Source organism: Tepidicaulis marinus (assembly GCF_000739695.1).
Taxonomy (GTDB): Bacteria; Pseudomonadota; Alphaproteobacteria; order Parvibaculales; family Parvibaculaceae; genus Tepidicaulis; species Tepidicaulis marinus.
On the sequence record NZ_BBIO01000020.1, the window covers coordinates 14,457 to 34,103 of the forward strand.

General features: G+C 60.1%; 20 protein-coding genes and 2 tRNA genes. 16 read left to right on the top strand and 6 right to left on the bottom strand.

Annotated elements, in window-relative coordinates:
* Positions 1–175 precede the first annotated feature (175 nt).
* The gene (locus M2A_RS15050) at positions 176–541 is read left to right on the top strand and encodes an HPF/RaiA family ribosome-associated protein (protein WP_052379532.1); all 366 of its coding nucleotides are present in this window, start codon (positions 176–178) and stop codon (positions 539–541) included.
* Positions 542–679: 138 nt separating this feature from the next.
* Positions 680–1,585, top strand: a complete 906-nt coding sequence (locus M2A_RS15055; RefSeq protein ID WP_045449195.1) for a haloalkane dehalogenase — start codon at positions 680–682, stop codon at positions 1,583–1,585.
* 61 nt (positions 1,586–1,646) lie between these two features.
* Here the strand turns inward: M2A_RS15055 and M2A_RS15060 are convergent, their stop codons facing one another.
* The 3 genes from M2A_RS15060 to M2A_RS15070 all read right to left on the bottom strand — a co-directional run bounded on the left by M2A_RS15060 (position 1,647) and on the right by M2A_RS15070 (position 4,215).
* Positions 1,647–2,501, bottom strand: a complete 855-nt coding sequence (locus M2A_RS15060; protein WP_045449197.1) for a universal stress protein — start codon at positions 2,499–2,501, stop codon at positions 1,647–1,649.
* Positions 2,502–2,509: 8 nt separating this feature from the next.
* Positions 2,510–4,000, bottom strand: coding sequence for a SulP family inorganic anion transporter (locus tag M2A_RS15065; protein ID WP_210164856.1), 1,491 nt, complete (start codon positions 3,998–4,000; stop codon positions 2,510–2,512).
* A gap of 140 nt (positions 4,001–4,140) precedes the next feature.
* Positions 4,141–4,215 (bottom strand) — tRNA-Thr (locus tag M2A_RS15070).
* A gap of 156 nt (positions 4,216–4,371) precedes the next feature.
* On the opposite strand from M2A_RS15070, the gene M2A_RS18230 reads away from it, so the two are divergent.
* The 13 genes from M2A_RS18230 to M2A_RS15130 all read left to right on the top strand — a co-directional run bounded on the left by M2A_RS18230 (position 4,372) and on the right by M2A_RS15130 (position 14,782).
* Positions 4,372–4,527: a hypothetical protein gene (locus M2A_RS18230; RefSeq protein WP_197052964.1), complete on the top strand. Its 156-nt coding sequence runs from the start codon at positions 4,372–4,374 to the stop codon at positions 4,525–4,527.
* A 185-nt stretch (positions 4,528–4,712) separates the two neighbouring features.
* Positions 4,713–6,002 carry a UDP-N-acetylglucosamine 1-carboxyvinyltransferase gene (gene murA / locus M2A_RS15075; protein WP_045449199.1) on the top strand — a complete coding sequence of 430 codons (1,290 nt, stop codon included), beginning with the start codon at positions 4,713–4,715 and terminating at the stop codon, positions 6,000–6,002.
* 33 nt (positions 6,003–6,035) lie between these two features.
* A complete protein-coding gene (locus M2A_RS15080) occupies positions 6,036–6,482 on the top strand; it encodes a DUF2948 family protein (protein WP_045449201.1) in 447 nt (148 codons plus the stop codon).
* 76 nt (positions 6,483–6,558) lie between these two features.
* Complete coding sequence (gene hisD / locus M2A_RS15085; RefSeq protein ID WP_045449203.1) at positions 6,559–7,854, top strand: histidinol dehydrogenase; 1,296 nt, start codon at positions 6,559–6,561, stop codon at positions 7,852–7,854.
* A gap of 106 nt (positions 7,855–7,960) precedes the next feature.
* Positions 7,961–8,446, top strand: a complete 486-nt coding sequence (locus tag M2A_RS15090; RefSeq protein ID WP_045449206.1) for a UPF0262 family protein — start codon at positions 7,961–7,963, stop codon at positions 8,444–8,446.
* A gap of 6 nt (positions 8,447–8,452) precedes the next feature.
* Positions 8,453–8,902 (top strand): arsenate-mycothiol transferase ArsC, encoded by a 450-nt coding sequence (locus tag M2A_RS15095; RefSeq protein WP_045449208.1) that lies wholly within the window; start codon positions 8,453–8,455, stop codon positions 8,900–8,902.
* A 71-nt stretch (positions 8,903–8,973) separates the two neighbouring features.
* Positions 8,974–9,702, top strand: coding sequence for an SIMPL domain-containing protein (locus M2A_RS15100; RefSeq protein ID WP_081875670.1), 729 nt, complete (start codon positions 8,974–8,976; stop codon positions 9,700–9,702).
* A 109-nt stretch (positions 9,703–9,811) separates the two neighbouring features.
* The gene (gene infA, locus M2A_RS15105; RefSeq protein ID WP_045449210.1) at positions 9,812–10,030 is read left to right on the top strand and encodes a translation initiation factor IF-1; all 219 of its coding nucleotides are present in this window, start codon (positions 9,812–9,814) and stop codon (positions 10,028–10,030) included.
* A 56-nt stretch (positions 10,031–10,086) separates the two neighbouring features.
* Positions 10,087–10,725 carry a Maf family nucleotide pyrophosphatase gene (locus tag M2A_RS15110; RefSeq protein ID WP_045449213.1) on the top strand — a complete coding sequence of 213 codons (639 nt, stop codon included), beginning with the start codon at positions 10,087–10,089 and terminating at the stop codon, positions 10,723–10,725.
* 108 nt (positions 10,726–10,833) lie between these two features.
* Entirely contained in the window at positions 10,834–12,354 is a 1,521-nt protein-coding gene (locus M2A_RS15115) for an Rne/Rng family ribonuclease (protein WP_045449215.1), read from the top strand.
* Positions 12,351–12,581, top strand: coding sequence for a DNA gyrase inhibitor YacG (locus M2A_RS15120; protein ID WP_045449216.1), 231 nt, complete (start codon positions 12,351–12,353; stop codon positions 12,579–12,581). Before M2A_RS15115 ends, M2A_RS15120 begins: the two co-directional genes overlap by 4 nt.
* A gap of 125 nt (positions 12,582–12,706) precedes the next feature.
* A tRNA-Phe gene (locus M2A_RS15125) sits at positions 12,707–12,782 on the top strand.
* A gap of 257 nt (positions 12,783–13,039) precedes the next feature.
* Positions 13,040–14,782 (top strand): methyl-accepting chemotaxis protein, encoded by a 1,743-nt coding sequence (locus M2A_RS15130; RefSeq protein WP_052379533.1) that lies wholly within the window; start codon positions 13,040–13,042, stop codon positions 14,780–14,782.
* Between the two features lie 96 nt (positions 14,783–14,878).
* On the opposite strand, the gene M2A_RS18480 is transcribed toward M2A_RS15130, so the two are convergent.
* Together M2A_RS18480 and M2A_RS15135 are read right to left on the bottom strand one after the other, a co-directional pair.
* The gene (locus M2A_RS18480) at positions 14,879–15,109 is read right to left on the bottom strand and encodes a DUF4167 domain-containing protein (protein WP_081875671.1); all 231 of its coding nucleotides are present in this window, start codon (positions 15,107–15,109) and stop codon (positions 14,879–14,881) included.
* Positions 15,110–15,377: 268 nt separating this feature from the next.
* Positions 15,378–16,163: an EAL domain-containing protein gene (locus M2A_RS15135; RefSeq protein ID WP_052379534.1), complete on the bottom strand. Its 786-nt coding sequence runs from the start codon at positions 16,161–16,163 to the stop codon at positions 15,378–15,380.
* Positions 16,164–16,451: 288 nt separating this feature from the next.
* On the opposite strand from M2A_RS15135, the gene M2A_RS15140 reads away from it, so the two are divergent.
* On the top strand, positions 16,452–17,936 hold the full coding sequence (locus M2A_RS15140) for a methyl-accepting chemotaxis protein (RefSeq protein ID WP_045449218.1): 1,485 nt from the start codon (positions 16,452–16,454) through the stop codon (positions 17,934–17,936).
* A gap of 74 nt (positions 17,937–18,010) precedes the next feature.
* Here the strand turns inward: M2A_RS15140 and M2A_RS15145 are convergent, their stop codons facing one another.
* Complete coding sequence (locus M2A_RS15145) at positions 18,011–19,645, bottom strand: globin-coupled sensor protein (protein WP_052379535.1); 1,635 nt, start codon at positions 19,643–19,645, stop codon at positions 18,011–18,013.
* Positions 19,646–19,647: the final 2 nt, after the last annotated feature.

Below are 19,647 nucleotides of genomic sequence, written 5' to 3' on the forward strand. Positions count from 1 at the left end.
GCTCCTGAACATGATGTTAGGTTTACGTGTCCATCCCCCTTCCGGTTCACTTTGGTCCCTTTGCCGCGCAATTGGCGTTCAGATGACAAAGATCAATCGCCCCGCCATTGATTTCGGTTAAGCTACCCTTAGCTCCTATAGAGGGGTTCTTATCAAGGCCAGGAAGGAGATCGCCATGCAAGCAACCGTCGAAGTTGTGTTCGATCATCTGGATGCATCCGAAGCGTTGCGTGAACGCATTCATGAAGAGGTAGAAGCGCTGGAGAAAATTTTCGGGCGCTTCACGAGTTGCCGCGTTGTGGTGGCGACCCCTCCCGGACAAAAACATAAACCCGGTCCTTTCACCGCCCGGTTGCAGATCAATCTCCCCGGCGGCAAGCAAGTCATTATCGATGGTGCGCATTCGCCCGAAAAAGCCCATGACGACCCGCAAGTGGCCGTGCATCACGCCTTTCTGGCGGCCAAACGGCAAATGAAGGACGCGGTCGATAAAATGCAAGGCAAGGTCAAAAGCCACGAGACTTCGACACCTCTGGCATAATCGTGATGAAGTCTCCCTTCTTTTCACGTTAAACTTCTATGCAAGTCCGGTCTGCCCCCAAGGCGGCCGGCACTTGCTGCCGGGCCATCTCCGGCGCAAGCTGAAAAGAAACGCAAAAGCGAAAACAGGGAGGAGCCGGTGAAAGTTCTCAGAACGCCGGATGCATGTTTCGAGGGGCTGGAGGATTATCCCTTCACACCGCATTATCATGAATTCAAGGATGCGGACGGTACGCCGCTGCGTCTGCATTATGTGGAAGAAGGACCGAAAGACGCCGCCCCCGTGCTCCTGATGCATGGCGAGCCCTCCTGGTCGTTCCTTTACCGGCATATGGTGAGGGGGCTTGCGGAAAAGGGGCACCGGGTGCTCGCGCCCGATCTCATCGGTTTTGGCAAGTCGGACAAACCCGCCGAGCAGGAAGATTATACGTTCGAGCGCCATGTCGCCTGGATGAGCGATTGGCTGACCGGGCTCGACCTGAAAAACATCACGCTTTTCTGTCAGGATTGGGGCGGGCTCATCGGCCTGCGTCTCGTGGCGGCGTTTCCTGAGCGTTTCGCCCGCGTCGTCGTTGCCAATACCGGCCTTCCCATCGGCACGGGCTGGAGCGAAGCCTTCAAACAGTGGCTCGATTTCAGCCAGAGCACGCCGGTCCTGCCGGTCGCCGATATCGTGAATGGCGGAAGCGTGCGCGATTTTTCAGAGGCTGATAAGAAAGCCTATGACGCGCCGTTCCCGGATGAAAGTTTCAAGGCGGGCGCGCGGCGCTTCCCGGCGCTTGTCCCCATCACGCCCGAACATCCCTCGGTTGAGGAAAACAAGGCTGCTTGGAAAGTGCTCGAAGCCTTCGAGAAACCGTTCCTGACGGCGTTCTCCGATCAGGACCCGGTGACGAAAGGCGGGGATAAAATTTTCCAGGAGCGGGTGCCGGGCGCCAAAGGTCAGCCCCATGTCACGATCGAGGGCGGCGGCCACTTCCTTCAGGAAGACAAGCCCGCCGAGCTGGTGGAGCTGATCGACGGGTTTATCAAGCGCACCGCTTGACCATTTTCTGTCTCGTAGAAAAAAGGCGCCGAACCCTGGCGCCTTTTTTATGTCTGCTGCCTTAGCGGAAAAGCAGGATCGGCACTTTGCAGGAGCGGATCATTTCCGTCGTCGTGCTGCCGATAATGAGGTTGCGGATACGTGAGTGGCCATAGGCGCCCATGACGACGAGGTCGATCTTGTCGCTTGCCACTTTATCCGCGATCACGCTGTCCGCCTGGCCGGGAAGAATGGCGTGTTCGGTCTCAAGGCCCGCCGCGCGCAATTGATGAGCGGCATCTTCAAGCCGGCGCCGGTTCTCGTCCGTCTCGGTGCCCACGGTCAACAGCGTGCAATGGAGACCTTTGAAAAGATCGCTTTCGGCAATGTAATTGATGGCTTTAAGGGCGCTCGGACCGCCGTCGAAAGCCACGAGAATACGGCCGATGGGCTGAAAGGCGCGGGCGGCAACGAGCACCGGCCTCTGGCTGGCCCGCACCACGCGTTCCAGGTTCGAGCCGAGATGCAGCGTGGCAAAATCCGCCGCCTCGCCGCGCTTGCCGATGACGATGAGATCGGCATCTTTTTCGAATTCCTGAACCGTCTCCACTACATCACCGTGGCGCAGTTTGACGGCAGCTTCGCGCACGCCGTCTTCTTCCAGGCGCTTGCGGGCCTCGTCGAGGATGAGCCGGCCGCGGCGCTGGGCGAAGCGGGACTTCTGCTCGTCGAGCTCGGCAAGCTCGGCAAGCAATGTGTCGCGCGCATCGGCATCGAGGCTGCCGCTGAAATCGGCTGTGCTGCTGGCCACATCCCGCCGGCCGAGCACATGAAAGAGCTCCACCTCAGCGCCTGTGCGCCGGGAAACCCAGGCGGCGTGATCGCAGACACTGCGCGAATAGACCGATCCGTCGATCAGGGCCATGAGTTTTTTCATTTTTCCCCCTAATGGCCCATCAGGCGCTCGAGCGCGCCGGGCTTGTCGTGAAGGGCAAGCCTGTCGACGATGGTCTCGCTTGCCTCGTTCATGCCGATAAGATCGACTTTCGCCCCTTCGCGGCGGAACTTCAACACGGCCATGTCGATGGCCGCCACGCTGGAAATATCCCAGATATGGGCGCGGCTGAGGTCGATCGTGACTTTATCCAGCACTTCCTTGAAGTCGAAGGCGGCCAGAAAATCATCCGCTGAAGCAAAAAACACCTGCCCTTCGACGGTGTATGTGCGATGCGTGCCGTCAGCGGAAAGCGCGGAGGTGACACGGAAGATTTGCGAGATTTTCCAGGCAAAGAAAATCCCCGACAAAAGCACGCCGACCAAGACGCCGATGGCCAGATTATGCGTTGCGACCACGAAGATGACGGTGGCGAGCATCACGATACTCGAGGAACGCGGATGTGTTTTGAGATTGGCGAGTGAGCCCCAGTTGAACGTGCCGATCGACACCATGATCATGATCGCCACAAGGGCTGCCATGGGAATAATGGCCACCCAGTCGCCCAGCACGACGATCATGAAGAGCAGAAAAACGCCGGCACAGAAACAGGAGAGCCGCCCGCGCCCGCCCGATTTCACGTTGATCACCGATTGGCCGATCATCGCGCAGCCCGCCATGCCCCCGATGAAACCGGTCGCGACATTGGCGACGCCCTGGCCGACGCATTCGCGGTTCTTGTCCGAGCGCGTGTCGGTCAGATCATCGACGATGCTCGCCGTCATCAGCGATTCCAGAAGGCCGACCACGGCAACGGCTGCCGAATAAGGCAGGATGATCATGAAGGTTTCAAGATTGAGCGGTACGTCCGGCAGCATGAAGACGGGAAGGGTGGAAGGCAGCTCGCCCATATCCCCGACGGTGCGCAGCTCGAGCCCGAAATAAAGCGAGATAGCGGTGAGCACGAGAATGCAGATAAGCGGCGAGGGCACCGCCTTCGTCAGGCGCGGCAGGAGATAGATGATCGCAAGGCCCCCTGCCACCATCACATAAGTCAGCCAGGGCACATTGGTCAGCTCGGGCAGCTGCGCCATGAAAATCAGAATGGCGAGCGCGTTCACAAAGCCCGTCATCACGGATTTGGAAACGAAACGCATGGCATAGCCGAGCTTCAAAAGGCCCGCGCCGATTTGCAGCACACCGGCCAGAACCGTGGCGGCGAGGAGATATTGCAGCCCATGATCCTTGACGAGTGTCACCATCAAAACCGCGGTGGCCGCCGTTGCCGCTGAAATCATGCCCGGCCGCCCGCCCGTGATCGCCACGAGAACGGCAATGGAAAAGGAGGCATAGAGCCCGACCTTGGGGTCCACCCCGGCAATGATGGAAAAGGCGATGGCTTCGGGAATAAGCGCCAGCGCCACCACGAGGCCCGCGAGGACGTCATTGCGGATATTGCCGAACCATTCGGTTTTCAGGCGGGAGGCAAAATCGTCGGTCAAGGAAGGCTCCTGGCGCAGAATAAAGGGCGCATGATAAAAGCGGCGATCCGCCGCCGAACCGGGTCGGGCCTGCCTGGCCTGCCGGGGGCAGAAATCGCGCCGGTCTTTAGGCCGATTTGTGGGATGCCGAACGGAAAAGATGGTGCCCTCGGAGTGAATTGAACACTCGACCTCTCCCTTACCAAGGGAGTGCTCTACCCCTGAGCTACGAGGGCGCCGGAAACCGCTGCAAGGCAGGGCGTTCAGCGGGGCGGAAACTGCCACAGGGCCGCCCCGAGCGCAAGTATGGATCGCACCTCTTGACCGAGGCTTAATCTGGCGGCAAATCAGGGGAGAAATGGGTTAAATAGGGTTCCCTATCCGGAGCGGGTATGCCGAGCAAAGCCGACCAAAATGAAAAGCAGCGCCGCCTGGAAGAAGCCTTGCGGGCCAATCTGCGCCGCCGTAAGGCGCAGGCGCGCGGGCGCAAGCAGGAGGCGGCGGAAGAGCCTGCGCCCGGTAAGGCCGGGAAGGGCGCCCCAGACTAAGCCCTTCCAGACTGATCCCTTAAGACTAGGCCGCCATAGACTTGCCCGAATTTTCCGCTTCTTTGCTGTTGCGGCCCCGTCCACCGGGCGCCGGGCTTTAAGCATGCCGGGAGGGCCGCCTTGCGGGGCGCTCGCGGGCTTCCTATAAGGACAGAAAGGGGCCTTCCCGCCCGATTGGGGACTAAATGGACAGAATCAGAATTCTAGGCGGCCAGCCGCTAAAGGGGCGTATCGCGATTTCTGGGGCAAAGAACGCCGCCCTGCCGCTGATGACCGCGGCTCTGGCGAGCGATGAGCCTTTGGTGCTGGAAAACCTGCCGCGTTTGACGGATGTGCGCACGCTCGCCCGGCTTTTGAGCGAGCTTGGCGTGGAAACGGCGCTGGAAGAGCTGCCGCGCGCGGGCGATGGCAGCGGCGGGGACCGGCTAACGCTGAACGCCGCCAATATCACCTCCACCACGGCCTCTTATGAGCTTGTCTCGAAGATGCGCGCGAGCTTTTGGGTGCTTGGGCCCCTCGTTGCCCGTTTCGGGGAGGCGAAAGTCTCGCTGCCCGGCGGCTGCGCCATCGGCGCGCGCCCCGTCGATCTTTACATCAAGGGCCTTGAGAAAATGGGCTGCGAGATCGAGCTGGACGAAGGTTATGTCATTGCCCGCGCGCCCAAAGGTGGACTTCAAGGCGCGGTGATCCGCTCACCTCTCGTCTCCGTGGGCGCCACCCATACGCTGATGATGGCAGCCGCCCTTGCCAAGGGCGTCACCACGCTGGAAAACGCTGCCCGCGAGCCCGAAGTCGCCGATCTTGCCGAATGTCTGAACGCCATGGGCGCGAAGATCGAAGGGGCAGGGACTTCGTCCATCCGTATCGAGGGCGTGGAGAGGCTCCACGGCGCCACCCACAAAGTGCTGCCGGACCGGATCGAGACGGGCTCTTATGCCATGGCCGCCGCCATGACCGGCGGCGAGGTGACGCTGACGGGCACGCGGCCCGACACGATCGAGGCGGCTTTGACCGTGATGCGGGCTGCCGGTGTCGAAGCGCTGGTCAAGGACGATGAAATCACCGTCCGGCGCAATGGCTCGCGCCTTCAGGCGGTGGATGTCGTCACCCAAGTCTATCCCGGCTTTCCGACCGACCTCCAGGCCCAGTTCATGACCTTGATGACCTGCGCGGAAGGGGAAGCGGAAATCACCGAGACGATTTTCGAGAACCGCTTCATGCATGTGCAGGAACTGGCGCGCTTCGGCGCCAATATCTCGCTGCACGGGGATAAAGCCATCGTGCACGGGGTGAAAAAGCTGAAAGGCGCCCCCGTCATGGCCTCGGACCTGCGCGCCTCCGCCGCGCTTGTCATTGCAGGATTGGCGGCAGAGGGCGAAACCATTATCAACCGGGTGTATCATCTCGACCGGGGTTTCGAGCGGATCGAGGATAAGCTCGGGCGCTGCGGCGCACGGATCGAGCGGCTGAAATAAACGCCACCTAAACGACTGGAACAAGGAAGAGCCATGCAGGCGCTCAAGCTGATTGCCGAGGACAAGGAAGATCTGGAAGTGATCGCCGCCTATCTGCAGGACGCGGTGGGCCTTGTGGGTGATCTGACCTATCTGCCCGGCTCGCGCATTTTCGCGGCCGTTTTCAACCGTTTCCGCTGGGAAGAGGTGGCGGCGGGCAAAAAGCGGCGCAAGACTTTTGAGCGGGCGCGCACCGGCCTTCATTTTTCCAATGTGCTTTCGGTGAAATCGCGCAAAATCCGCCAAGACAATCCGGACGGCGTGCTCAATCTCCTCTCCATTGCCTTCGAGGAAGGCGAGGCGCCTTCGGGCACCGTGGTGCTCACCTTTTCCGGCGACGGGGAAATCCGTCTTGAAGTTGAGGCTCTGGAAGCCCAGCTTCGGGACATGGGCGAGGTCTGGGAAACCCCGAACCTGCCCTCCCATGAGGATGACGCGTGATCCTCGTTCCTACCGCCCTATTTGTTCGGTTAGCCTCTTATTCTTGCCTGCCAGAGAAACTTGAAAGACCGCTTCCATGACCTTCCGCCTTGCAGCCAGCGCCCCGGACTTTGAAACCGCGTTTCAAGCCGTGCTTCATGCCAAGCGCGAAGTCTCCGAAGATGTGAACAAAACCGTTGCCGCCATCATCGAAGATGTGCGCGCGCGCGGCGATGCGGCGCTGGTGGAGCTGACGGCCAAGTTCGACCGGCTGGAGCTTGATGCGGCGGGCTTGCGGATTTCCGGGGAAGATTTGGCCGCAGCCGAAGCCAAATGCGACAGCGCCACGGTGGAGGCACTGAAGCTTGCCGCCGAGCGTATCCGCGCTTTCCATGCCCGCCAGCTTCCCGCTGCCGAAGACCGCTTTACGGATGAGGCGGGTGTCGAGCTCGGCCATCGCTGGACGGCGGTGGAAGCGGCGGGGCTTTATGTGCCGGGCGGCACGGCGGCCTATCCAAGCTCGGTGCTGATGAACGCGGTGCCGGCCAAGGTCGCCGGGGTCGAGCGCATCGTCATGGTGGTGCCGACGCCGGACGGCGTGGTCAATCCGCTGGTGCTTGCGGCGGCCCGCATTGCCGGGATCAGTGAAGTTTACCGGATCGGCGGGGCGCAGGCCGTGGCGGCTCTCGCCTATGGGACCGAGAGCATCGCGCCCGTCGATAAGATCGTCGGGCCGGGAAACGCTTTTGTCGCCGCCGCCAAGCGCCAGGTCTTCGGCCAGGTAGGCATCGACATGATTGCCGGGCCCTCGGAAATTCTTGTCGTCGCGGATGCTCAGAACGATCCGGGCTGGATCGCTGCGGACCTCTTGAGCCAGGCCGAGCACGATGCCTCCTCCCAAAGCATTCTGATCACCGATGACGCGGCTTTCGCCAAGGCGGTGGAAGAAGCGGTCGAGGGGCAGTTGAAGCTTCTCTCGCGCGAAAAGATTGCCCGCGCGAGCTGGGAGGAATTCGGCACCATCATCACGGTCGATAAGCTGGAAGATGCGGTAGCGCTTGTGGACCGGCTCGCGCCGGAGCACCTTGAACTTGCCGTGGCCGACCCCGACGCGCTGGCGGCACGCATCCGCAATGCGGGTGCCGTCTTCCTCGGGCGCTATACGCCCGAAGCGGTGGGCGATTATGTCGCCGGCACCAACCACGTCCTGCCCACGGCGCGCTCGGCGCGGTTTTCTTCCGGCCTTTCGGTGCTCGATTTCATGAAGCGCACCTCTTACGTGCGCTGCGATGCGCAGTCCCTCGGGCGCATCGGCCCGGCCGCCGTGGCGCTCGCCGAGGCCGAAGGCCTGGAGGCCCATGGCCGCTCCGTTTCCATCCGCCTCAACAAATAAATCGATCCGCCGCGGCGCGGGGAAGCATCAGCCCCTCGCCATCGGCGCGGATCGGCCTTAGAGTGACCGCATGACGGGAGAGTCGGCAGAGGGTGAAGACCTGACGATGAGCGAGGCGGAGCGCGCGCGTTACCGCATCGTCGATCTTGTGCTGGACGAACGCACGGTGGTGCGCCGCAGCCCGGATGTGGAGCATGAGCGCAAGGTCGCCATTTACGATCTTCTGGAAGAAAACCTATTCCGCCCTGAGGGCAGCGAGGGCGGGCCTTACAAGCTGCATCTGGCGATCGAGGAGAACCGTCTGGTCTTCGATATCCGCCTGGAAGATGGCAGCGAACATGGCCGCCTCATGCTCTCCCTCACGCCCTTCCGCAAGATCATCAAGGACTATTTCCTGATCTGCGAGAGCTATTACGACGCTATCAAAACGGCGGCGCCCGCGCAGATCGAGGCGATCGATATGGGCCGCCGCGGCCTTCACAATGAAGGCTCGCAGCTTTTGAAGGACCGGTTGGACGGTAAAGTGTCGGTCGATTTCGACACGGCCCGGCGTCTTTTCACGCTGATCTGTGTGCTTCACATCAAAGGATAGGCGGTGATGGTGGAAACACCTGTCAAAACCCGCCCGACAGCGGTGCTTTTCGCATGCAATCTCAATGCGGTCCGCTCGCCCATGGCCGAAGCGCTGATGAAGCATTATTTCGGCGACCGGATTTTCGTGGATTCGGTCGGCGTGCGCGCCGGCTATCCCGATCCTTTCGCCATGGCGGTGATGGCCGAAATCGGCCTGCCCATCGAGGATCATGAGCCCAAGAGCTTCGAGGAATTGCAGGACACTTCCTTCGATATCGTCATCTCGCTGACCCCCGAAGCCCAGCACAAGGCGGTGGAGCTGACCCGCACCGAGGCGCTTGAGGTGGAATATTGGCCGACCTATGACCCGACGGCGGTGCAAGGCTCGCGCGATCAGGTGATCGAGGCCTACCGCAAGGTGCGCGATGATCTTGCCGCGCAGATCAAAGCCCGTTTCGGCGAGAAAGAAGAATAGGCGCTGTCTTAGTCCCGCCGCATTTTACCGGCTAAACTCATTCCGGTTTTGGGGATTTACTGGAGACGTTCATGGCTGGCTCACCGCTTTCCATCATTGCAGGCGCCCTTATCGGGCTTGGCGTTGCCGCCGGCGGCTATTTCATCGGCACCGGTTATTACGATGCGCATATGGGCAACCGGGTCGTCTCGGTCAAAGGGCTTTCAGAGCGCAATGTGACGGCGGACCTTGCCTTCTGGCCGATCCGTTTCGTGGCGACCGGCAACGATCTCGGCCAAGTGCAGGGAAAAATCCGCGCCGATGCGAAAACGATCCGCGATTTCCTGGCGGATTACGGTTTCGAGGCGGCCAATATCGAGCTGCAAAGCCCGCAAGTCACCGATGTCGCCGCCCAGCCTTACCGCTCCGGCCCCATCGAGAACCGCTTTATCATTTCCCAGCTTTTGATGCTGCGCTCTCAGGATGTGGAGAAGGTGGCCGAGGCGGCGCGTTCCGCCTCCGATCTGGTGGAAAGGGGGGTGATTCTTTCCTCCGACATGGGCCCCTCGCAGCCCATCTATCTTTTCAAGTCGCTGGCCGAGTTGAAGCCGGAAATGCTGGATGAGGCAACCGCGCGGGCCCGCGAGGCGGCGCAGAGCTTTGCCGAGGATTCGGGCAGCAAGCTCGGCGGCATCAAGAGGGCCAATCAGGGGGTCTTCCAGATCCTCGCCCGGGACCAGGCGCCGGGCATTTCCGAATCCGATCAGATCGCCAAAACCGTGCGTGTTGTCTCCAGTATCGACTATTTCCTGGTTGATTAAGGCCCGATTTCGCCTAAAACCCTGTTTTTGCGTCAAAAAGACCCACCGGAACGCTTGATTTCCAGCGGCGATCTGCGCATTCTCCAGCGCAAATTACTAAAGGTTGAGAATGGCGAAGGAAGAACTGATCGAGTTTTCGGGCGTGGTTGCCGAACTGCTCCCCAATGCAACGTTCCGGGTGAAGCTCGAGAACGGGCATGAGATTATTGCCCATACGGCCGGCAAAATGCGCAAGAACCGCATTCGCGTGCTGGCGGGTGACAAGGTCCAGGTCGAAATGACCCCTTATGATCTGACCAAAGGGCGCATCACCTATCGCTTCAAATAAGCGCCGAACCGGCTGAGGCCCTGATGGGCGAGCCCTTTGACAGGCGGGCGATATCGATGGCCGCTTCATCTTCTAAAGAGCCTGAAAGCCGCAACACCGCGCGCGCGCGGCTGATCCTGGCGAGCGCCTCGCCGCGCCGTCTGGCGCTGTTGGCGCAGGCCGGCATTGTGCCCGATGCGCAAGAAGGCGCGGATATCGACGAGAGTCCGCTGAAAGGCGAATTGCCCCGCGCATATGCCGCGCGCATGGCGCGGGAAAAAGCGGCCGCCGCCGCTGCCCGCTTTGGCGATGAGGCAGCGTTTCTTTTGGCCGCCGACACGGTGGTTGCGCGCGGGCGGCGCATCCTGCCCAAGGCGGAAACGGAGGCGGAGGCGCGCGCCTGTCTTGAGCTTCTTTCCGGCACCTCGCACCGGGTCTATACCGGCATTTGCGCGGTTCGCGGGGCAAGGCAGGCCGAGCGTTTGGTGATGACCCGTGTCACCTTCAAGCGGCTCTCCGATCTTGAAATGAGGGCCTATCTGAAAAGCGGCGAGTGGCGGGGAAAAGCGGGCGGCTATGCCATTCAGGGCCTTGCCGGGGCTTTCATTCCCTCTATTTCCGGCTCCTATTCTTCTGTTGTCGGGCTTCCTCTTGCGGAAACCGTGAAACTTTTAAGTGGCCTTGGCTTTCCTCTTTTCACAGATTCTTTAAGCTAAAAGAAAGCCGGAAACGGGCTCGGTTCCCAAGGGGGGCCGAAAGCTCTAGGATTGTGGAAATGGAAGGGGAGCGGCAAGCGCCCATCGGGGATTGCCATCGGGGAATGTATGTCCGAGGAAGTGTTGATCAATGTAGGCCTCGGCGAAACGCGCGTCGCCGTGGTGGAAAACGGCCGTCCCGTCGATTTCGTGCTGGAGCGCACGAACGAAGAGGATGTGAAGGCCAAGACCGGGCGGGCCGGTCATTCCCTGCTCGGGAATATTTTTCTCGGGCGCGTGCAGCGTGTGCTGCCCGGTATGCAGGCGGCTTTCGTCGATATCGGTCTCGACCGGGCAGGCTTTCTGGGTGTGCGCGAGGCGCGCTGCCTTTGCTATCTGCCTTCCTATGACGCGGAAAACCTGCCGCCCATCAATACTTGCGTCCATGAAGGCCAGTCCATTCTGGTGCAGGTCGTCAAAGACCCGATCGGGGAAAAAGGCGCTCGGCTTTCGGCCAATGTGACCATTCCCGGACGGCTTCTGGTGCTGGTGCCGAACCAGTCCGGCATCGCGCTTTCCCGGCGCATCGAAGATGAGGAACAGCGCGCGCGCCTCACCGGCCTGGTGGAAGGCATTGCCCATAAGCTGCAGGCTTGCGGCGTGACGGGGGAGCCGGCCGGCTTCATCGTGCGCACGGCGGCGCTTGCGGCAACGGAAGCGGAAATCATCGAAGACGCCAAACGCATTGCTCAGGACTGGGCGGATGTGCGCGCGGCGGAAAAGAAATCCGCGCCGCCTGCCGTCGTCTTCCATGATCTTGATCCCGTCAGCCGGACCTTGCGCGACTATGCCAGCCTGGAAACCGCGCGCGTTCTCATCGACGATGCGGAAGCCTATGGCGAGGCGCGGCGTTACTGCGAGCGGGCGATGCCGGAAATGCTGGACCGGATCGAGCTTTTCAACGGGCCGGGCGCGCTGTTCGAGCTTTTCGGCATTGAAGAGGAAATCGAAAAAGCGCTGGAGCCGCGTGTCGAACTGCCTTCGGGCGGCTGGATCACCATCGAGACGACGGAGGCGCTGACCGCCATCGACGTCAATTCCGGTAAATACACGGCGGCGACGGGCCTTGAGGAAACGAGCGTTTGTATCAACCTGGAAGCGGTGGAGGCGATCATCCACCAGCTGCGCCTGCGCGGCACGGGCGGGCTCATCGTCATCGATTTCATTCATATGAGCCGTGAGGAAAACATCGCCAAGGTGCTGGACGCGCTGAATGCCGGCTTTGAGCGGGACCGCGTGCCGACGCAAATTTCCGGCATGTCCGAATTCGGCCTGGTGGAAATGACGCGCAAGCGCACCCGTGAGCCGCTGGATAAATTGCTGACCGAATCGACCTGCCATAAAGGCCGCCCGCGCATCAAGACGGCGGCGACCATGGGCAATGAGGTTCTGCGCCGGCTGGTGCGCGAAGGGGCGGCGGCGCCCGGCCGCCCGCTTGAAGTCTATGTCGCCCCGGAAGTCGCCGACTGGCTGGAGCGCGAGGAAGGGCACCTGATGCGGCGCCTGCAGGCGAAATTCCCCGCCAAGGTCGAGCTGATCCGCGAGCCCCGTTTCGATCGGGAGCGGGTGGAGATCGGAGTGGTGACATGAGCGCGGCGAACGACAACGACAAAAAGGCCCGGCCCTGCCCGATTTGCGGCGAGCCCATGGTGATGAAATACCGGCCCTTTTGCTCGAAACATTGCGCGGATGTGGATCTCGGCCGCTGGCTGAAAGGCACCTATGCGATCCCCGCGGTCGAGCCGCCGGACGAGTTCGAGGCCGAAGCGGCTTTGCGCGAGGCGGCCCAGCGCCCCTCCGGCGGCGAGGAAGATTAAGGCGGGGAAAGGCGCAGATTCCGGGCTTTACGCGTGAGGTTCTACTGGACAGGCCCGGCCCGATTTCCTATAAACCGCCCACTCGCGTCCGGGGCTCCCCGGACCGGCCTAAACTCAGGCCAGATGCCCAGGTAGCTCAGTTGGTAGAGCATGCGACTGAAAATCGCAGTGTCGGTGGTTCGATTCCGCCCCTGGGCACCACTTCTTTCCTCGTGAATCTTGTTTTTTGAAAGCGCGTGCTTTGCATACGGCTTGAGCGCGTCTGTAAATCTGCGGTTACGCGTCTCACACATATGGCGGGGGCGGGAACTACATTTCAGTTCCGTATATATTCACTATGTATAAAAACTGTCATTTCAAATAGAACTTCTGTTAATAAGTTGGAAGGTGGCCGTACCGATAAGTTATCCCCGGTAGTGATTTCTCTTCCACGTTCTGATTGTTGGGGATGACAGTCGATGAAAAAAGATCAGGCGCATGCCGGCTTTGCCGCGACGGCGGGCACGGTCAAAGCCTCCGGCGTTTTTAGGAAAATGAAAATTTCCGCAAGATTGATGCTGATAGCAGCGGTCTTGCTCTCCGCCATGATGGCCGTGGGCTTTGCCGGGTATACCGGCATGTCGCAAATGCGCACCTCCATGGCAAGCATCTATAACGACCGGGTGGTGCCGCTGCGCCAGCTGAAAATTCTCTCCGATACTTATGCGGTTCAAGTCGTCGATACGGCGCATAAGGCGCGGGCGGGTGACATCACCTTTGCGCAGGCGCTGGACAATATCGCCCGCGCCGAAGAGACGATCGCGCAGGAGTGGTCTGCTTATACCGCGACCAAGCTCACCGAGAAAGAAGCGCGGCTCGTTGCCGAAGCAGAAGCGTTGATGGGCGCGGCGGACAAGGTCAAAGCCGATCTCAAGCGTCTCTTGTCGAGCAATGACATGCCCGGGCTGGTTCGTTTTGTCGGAGCGGGTCTTTATACGAATATCGATCCGCTGACGGAAAAAATTGCCGAACTGATCGAACTTCAATTGAGTGTCGCGCTGAGTGATTTCAACGCTTCCGAATCCTTGTTCAAAACCCTGACAGTCTTCATGGCGGGTTTGTTCGTTTTGGCCTTGGGCGGTGGGCTTGCTTTCTCAATGTGGATTTCGAAAGGAATTAGCCGCCCCGTTCAGGCGCTCACGGGTGCCATGGGCAAGCTCGCCAATGGCGATCTTGAAATCGACATTCCCGAAACGCCTTTTGAAGATGAGGTGCGGGAAATGGCAGGGGCTCTGACAATCTTCAAAAGCAATGCCATTGAACAGGCGCGTCTCGAGCAGCAGGAAAAAGAAAACCTCGCCCAGCGTGAGCGCCGGGCCGAGCGAATGCAGAATCTCGTGACGTCTTTTTCAACGCGCATCAACGAGATTGTGCAGGCCGTCGCGGGCGGTTCCACGGAATTGCGCAATTCCGCAACGTCGCTTACCGCAACGGCGGAGCAGGCAACGCAGCAAAGCGGCGCGGTGGCTGCGGCAACGGAAGAGGCAAGCTCCAACGTGCAGACGGTTGCAACGGCTGCCGAAGAGCTTGATTCCTCGATCCGCGAAATCGCCCGGCAGATTGCGGAATCGAACACGATTACCAGCCAAGCTGCCAGCCAATCGCAGAGCACGAGCGTCCAGATGCGCAAGCTCTCTGCGGCTGCCGCCAAAATCGATGAGGTCATGACGCTGATCAACGATATTGCGTCTCAGACAAACCTTCTCGCGCTCAATGCGACAATTGAAGCCGCGCGCGCCGGGGAAGCAGGGAAGGGCTTTGCCGTTGTGGCGGCGGAAGTCAAAGAGCTGGCCAATCAGACGGCCAAGGCGACGGAGGACATTGCCGGCCAGATCGCGGCCATTCAGCAGGAAACGGATAGCTCCGTCACGGCAATCGAAGGGATCAGCGAAACCGTGCGCCGCTTGAGCGAAATTTCTTCTGCCATTTCGGCCTCTGTCGAGCAGCAGGGAGGGGCGACGAGCGAGATCGCTAGGAATTGCCAGGAGGTTTCCCATGCAACCGGCGAAATCGCTTCCAATGTGTCCGGTGTGAATGAAGCCGCGCAGCATACAGGCGCCGCATCGGCGCAGCTCCTCACGGCGTCGGACGAACTTTCCGAGCAATCGGAGGTGCTGCGCAAAGAGGTCGATAGTTTCATCGCGGACATTCAGGCCGCGTAGGGCACTGTAAGGGCCCGATGGGCCAGCCGGATAACCACGAAAGGGCGGCGCCTAGCGCCGCCCTTATCTTTTGTGCATTCCGCCGTTTTGACAGCCTCAGTGAGGCTGCGCGTTCATCAGGCGGAAATAGTGTTCGGCGTGCTGGTAGCTGTTTTCCTGAGCGACACGGTCGTTCGAGATGCCGTATTCCTTGGCAAGGGCGGTGTAATGGTCGAAGCGCTTTTTCCAGCCGGCCATCGTGCCTTGCGTCCCATTGCCTGAGGTGGGTTTTGGGGTAGAGGCGCGGGGGCGGCGGCTTGCGCCGTTTCTTGTTGTTTCTATGGTCATTGTTGAAGCCTTGCGTGAAGGCTCTATCCGTTTCTGTATGATTGAGGCGGACCGGTTCCGTAAGGAACGAAAAGGCCGCAAACAAAGAAGAGGGGGGAACGCGAAGGGACGCTGCGGCGTACATCCGGCCGCGAGCGCCCTCAGACAGATTTGCTTGGCTTAAAGCCGCATCAATGTCTGCGCGTTGATAGAGAGATAAGCGCCATTTGTGTCATTACAATGGCAGTGCCTCTTTATATTGGCAACGAGCCCAAAAAACATGCCCGCGTCAGGCTTGCGCCGCTTCTTCAAGGGGCGGCCCGGCAAGGAAAGGCACTTTCGGCAGGGTTTCGATGCCTGGTTTAGCGAAATAGAACCCTTGAAACAGCCGGATCCCGGCGGCGCGCAGTATCTCGAACTCCGCGCGGGTTTCGATCCCTTCAGCGATGATCGTGATGCCCAGCGTGCGGGCGATATGGCCGATCGCGGCGACAATGGCCTGACGCGCCGGACTCGTATCGATATTCCGGATGATGTCCATATCGATCTTGATGAGATCGGGCTGGAAATTGGCCAGCAGGTTGAGCCCGGCATAGCCAGAGCCGAAATCGTCTATGGCGGTCAAAAAGCCGATCCTTTTATATTCCGCGATGATCCGCTCGATATGCGCTGTGTCATCCATGCGCTCGTCCTCGGTGAACTCGAACATGATGCGTTCGGGCGCGAAGCGTACACGTGCCGCCGCGGCCAGCGAGGCGCGGATGCAGGCGGCCGGTTCGTAAACCGCGTTCGGCATGAAATTGATGGAAAGGCGCGTGCCGTCTTTCGGGAAGATCTGCCCGGCAAGCTCGATCGCTTTTACGCGTGCGGCCTGATCGAACTTATAGCGCGTGGTGTCGTCCACCTGGGAGAGAATGTGCGCCGCGCCCTGGCCCTGAAGCCCGCGCACCAGCGCTTCATAACCCCAGACGTCATGCGTGTGTGCATCGATGATGGGATGAAAAGCGACGGTAAAATCGAAGGGAAGCGGATTGCCGTCCCGGCAGCCCTGGCATCCTTGGGAAAGGTTACTCACGCCATCACTCCGTTTGCGCTGACCAGTCGAAAGTATGGAACGCGAAACAGAAAAATTCTGTGAAGAGGGAGGTGAGAAGGCGCGCGTTTCTCACGATTTTTTTTAGCGGAATTTACGTTTTTCTAACCTTCTGCAAGGATTTGCGGAAGACGCTACGAATTTTAATCAATTCTCCTTCTGTAACCGCCATGGTGATCCGGCGCGGGGACAGGCGCGTAAGGTTGAACAGTGGCCGAAAGCGTTCCGGGGGATCGTCAACGGCATGGATCGGCTATGTGAGTAACGGACATGTTGAGTATTGGCAGATCGTCAAAAGACGTTGAGATGGAAGCCCGCCTTGCTGCGCTGGACAAATCGCAGGCTGTTATCGAATTCGACACGGATGGAAACATCCTGACGGCGAACGAGAATTTCTTGAACACCATGGGCTATCGGCTGGATGAGGTCCAGGGCAAGCATCATTCGATGTTTGTTGCGCCGGAAGACCGCAGCAGTGCCGCCTATAAGGATTTCTGGGCGCGGCTCAAAGCCGGGCATTATCAATCGGCGCAGTACCGCCGCTTCGGTAAAGGCGGCAGGGAAGTCTGGATCGAGGCTTCTTATAACCCGCTGATCGGCCGGGACGGGAAGGCTTATAAGGTCGTGAAATTTGCGACCGATATCACGGCAACGAAAGCCGAGTTCAGTGATCTGCGCGGCCAAGTGAATGCGATCGGCAAGTCCCAGGCCGTCATCGAATTCGACCTGGACGGCAAGATCCTGACGGCGAACGAGAATTTCCTCTCCACCTTGGGCTACTCGCTCGGCGAGGTGCAGGGCAAACACCACTCGATGTTTGTGAGCCCCGAGGACCGCGGCAGCGAAGCTTATAAGCGCTTCTGGCAGAAGCTGCGTGCCGGTGAGTATGAAGCCGGGCAGTTCAAGCGCTATGGCAAGGGCGGCAAGGAGGTCTGGATCGAGGCTTCTTATAACCCCATCCTCGATGCGGCGGGCCGGCCTTTCAAGGTCGTGAAATATGCGACGGACATTACCTCGCAGGTTTCCCTGCTTACCGATCTGAAGACGATGATCGACACGAATTTCGCCGAGATCGACGGCGCCGTGGACCGGGCGGAAGGCGAAGCGGCAAATGCAGGCACGAATGCCGAACGCACCAGTGCCAATGTGCAAACGGTGGCGGCTGCGGTGGAAGAGCTCGTCGCCTCTATCGGCGAGATCGCCCAGAGCATGGTGCGTTCCAAAATGGCGGGTGAAGAAGTGCAGGGTAAGGTCGAGGCCGCCCATGGCTCGACTTCGCGCCTGGCCGATGCCGCCTCTGCCATGACCGGCATTGTCGAGCTCATTCAGGAGATTGCAGGTCAGATCAATCTTCTGGCGCTCAACGCGACCATCGAGGCGGCGCGCGCCGGAGAAGCCGGAAAGGGCTTTGCCGTCGTTGCAAGCGAAGTAAAAAACCTGGCCAGTCAGGCCGCCAAGGCAACCGATCATATCTCGAAGGAAATCGCGGGAATTCAGTCCGTTTCCAGCGAAGTGGTTGAAGCGCTGCAATCGATCCGTGATGGCATGGAAGTGGTGCGCGATCACGTCACCTCCACTTCCGCAGCAGTGGAAGAGCAAAGCGTTGTGACGGGCAATATTTCCGAAGGGATGCAGGAAGCTGCCCGGTCCGTTGAGGAGATCACGTCGAGCATGGCAGGTATCTCGGCGGCGATCGAGCAGGTAGGCGGCGCCGTTGCGAGCACGCGCCAGGCGGCGGAAGTTCTGGCCCGTTGAATTTCTAACGACCTAACTGAAAAACCCGGCCGCACGGAGGTGCAGCCGGGTTTTCTCGTAAGGAGGCATGCCTATCAAGCGGCGGCGGATTTTCCGCCAAGTGCCGAGCGCAGCGCCGGAATATCGAGCGCCTTGCCCTTGAACTTCAGATGCGTGCGCCCGTCTGCCGCATTCAGTACCACGCAGGAAAGGCTGTGGGAGGCGCCGAATTCGAGCGTCAGAAGCGCGCCGGTCCGGGCAAGGTCCGTCCCGCTGACCGCACAGCCGTCGGCCGAGAGGTTGGTGATCGTGACGGGCTGCGTTTTGCCGGTTGTAAGGCGGGCGTCTGCGGAGAGGCGGCACTCTACGCGGTAGGCCGCGCGCCGGTCGAATTCCTCATGGGTGCGCAGCTTGCCCACCAGCGTGCGCACAGTGCGGCGCAGTTCCTGAATTTCATCCGTAAGCGCGGTGGAAATCTGCGAGAGTTCGTCCGTGCGTCCATTGACGTCGGAAACTTCTTTCGCTACTTCCCGCATCGAGCCCGATACAAGCCGGGTGCCTTCAGCGCTGCGGTGAACATTGACACCGATTTCGCTATTGGCGCGGGCCTGTTCTTCCGAAGAAATGCGGATCGCGTCGGTAATTTCTTCCACCGTGCGGATCGTCTGCTGAATACCGTCGACGGCGGTGGACACATCCCCGGAAGAACGCTGGATCGCGGCAACGAAACCGCTGATTTCCTCGGTCGCTTTCGTCGTTTGCGTGGCAAGCGCTTTGACTTCCGCTGCAACGACGGCAAAACCTTTCCCCGCTTCCCCGGCACGGGCCGCTTCGATCGTGGCATTGAGGGCGAGAAGGTTCGTCTGGCTCGCAATATCGGAGATAAGCGTTGCCGCTTTCGAAATCTGATCGCTCGCCTCGGAAAGGCCGGTCATGCGCTCGGAAGCATTGGCGACTTCGGCAACGGCGCTGCGGGCAACCTCCGCGCAGCGGCCGACCTGCGACTGGATTTCCTGTTCCGTCACCGTCAGTTCCTCGGTAGCGGCGGCGACGCGGGAAATGTTTTCGGCCGTTTCCTGCGTGGAATCGGAAACGGAGTTCGCCCGCTGATTGACCTTGGCAATGTGGTCGTGAATGTAGCGTGCCGCTTCGCTCGTGCGGTTCATGTTTTCAAGCACATGATCGACGCTGGACTGGATGGTGGCTTCCAGCTGATCGGCAAGTTCGCCGAGCTCGCGGTGGCGTTTCTCCTCGCCTTGCGTCAAATAGGCGCTGATCGCAAGTTCCATGTCGAGCATGATGGCGGCCTGGGCAGCGGAAAGGCATTTGGCAAGCATGTCTGGCTTCTTGCGCAGGGCGCGCACCAGCACTTCGCAAATCTCGCCCTGAATGAAGCTGTAGCCGGCGATGTAAAGACGCGGTTCCAGGCCGACGCGCAAATGTGCCGCGCCGATGGCGACGGCGCGCTGGGCATAATCTGCATCGAATTTCGCCGAGAAGAGCGATGTCCAATGACTGACCTGGGCTTTCTGCAAACGGGAAACGTTTCCCGGCCCGCCAATGATGGCAGCCGTTTCCGGATTGCCCATCACGCGTTCGTAAAACCGTGCAATGATGTCGGGCAGTTCGGGTTTGATCGCGTCGAATGACTTGACGATGAATTGCCGTTTTTCGCTGTCGATCCCGAGAAACTCGAGACGATTGGCCAGTTCTTGTGCGCCGCCGGTCATAT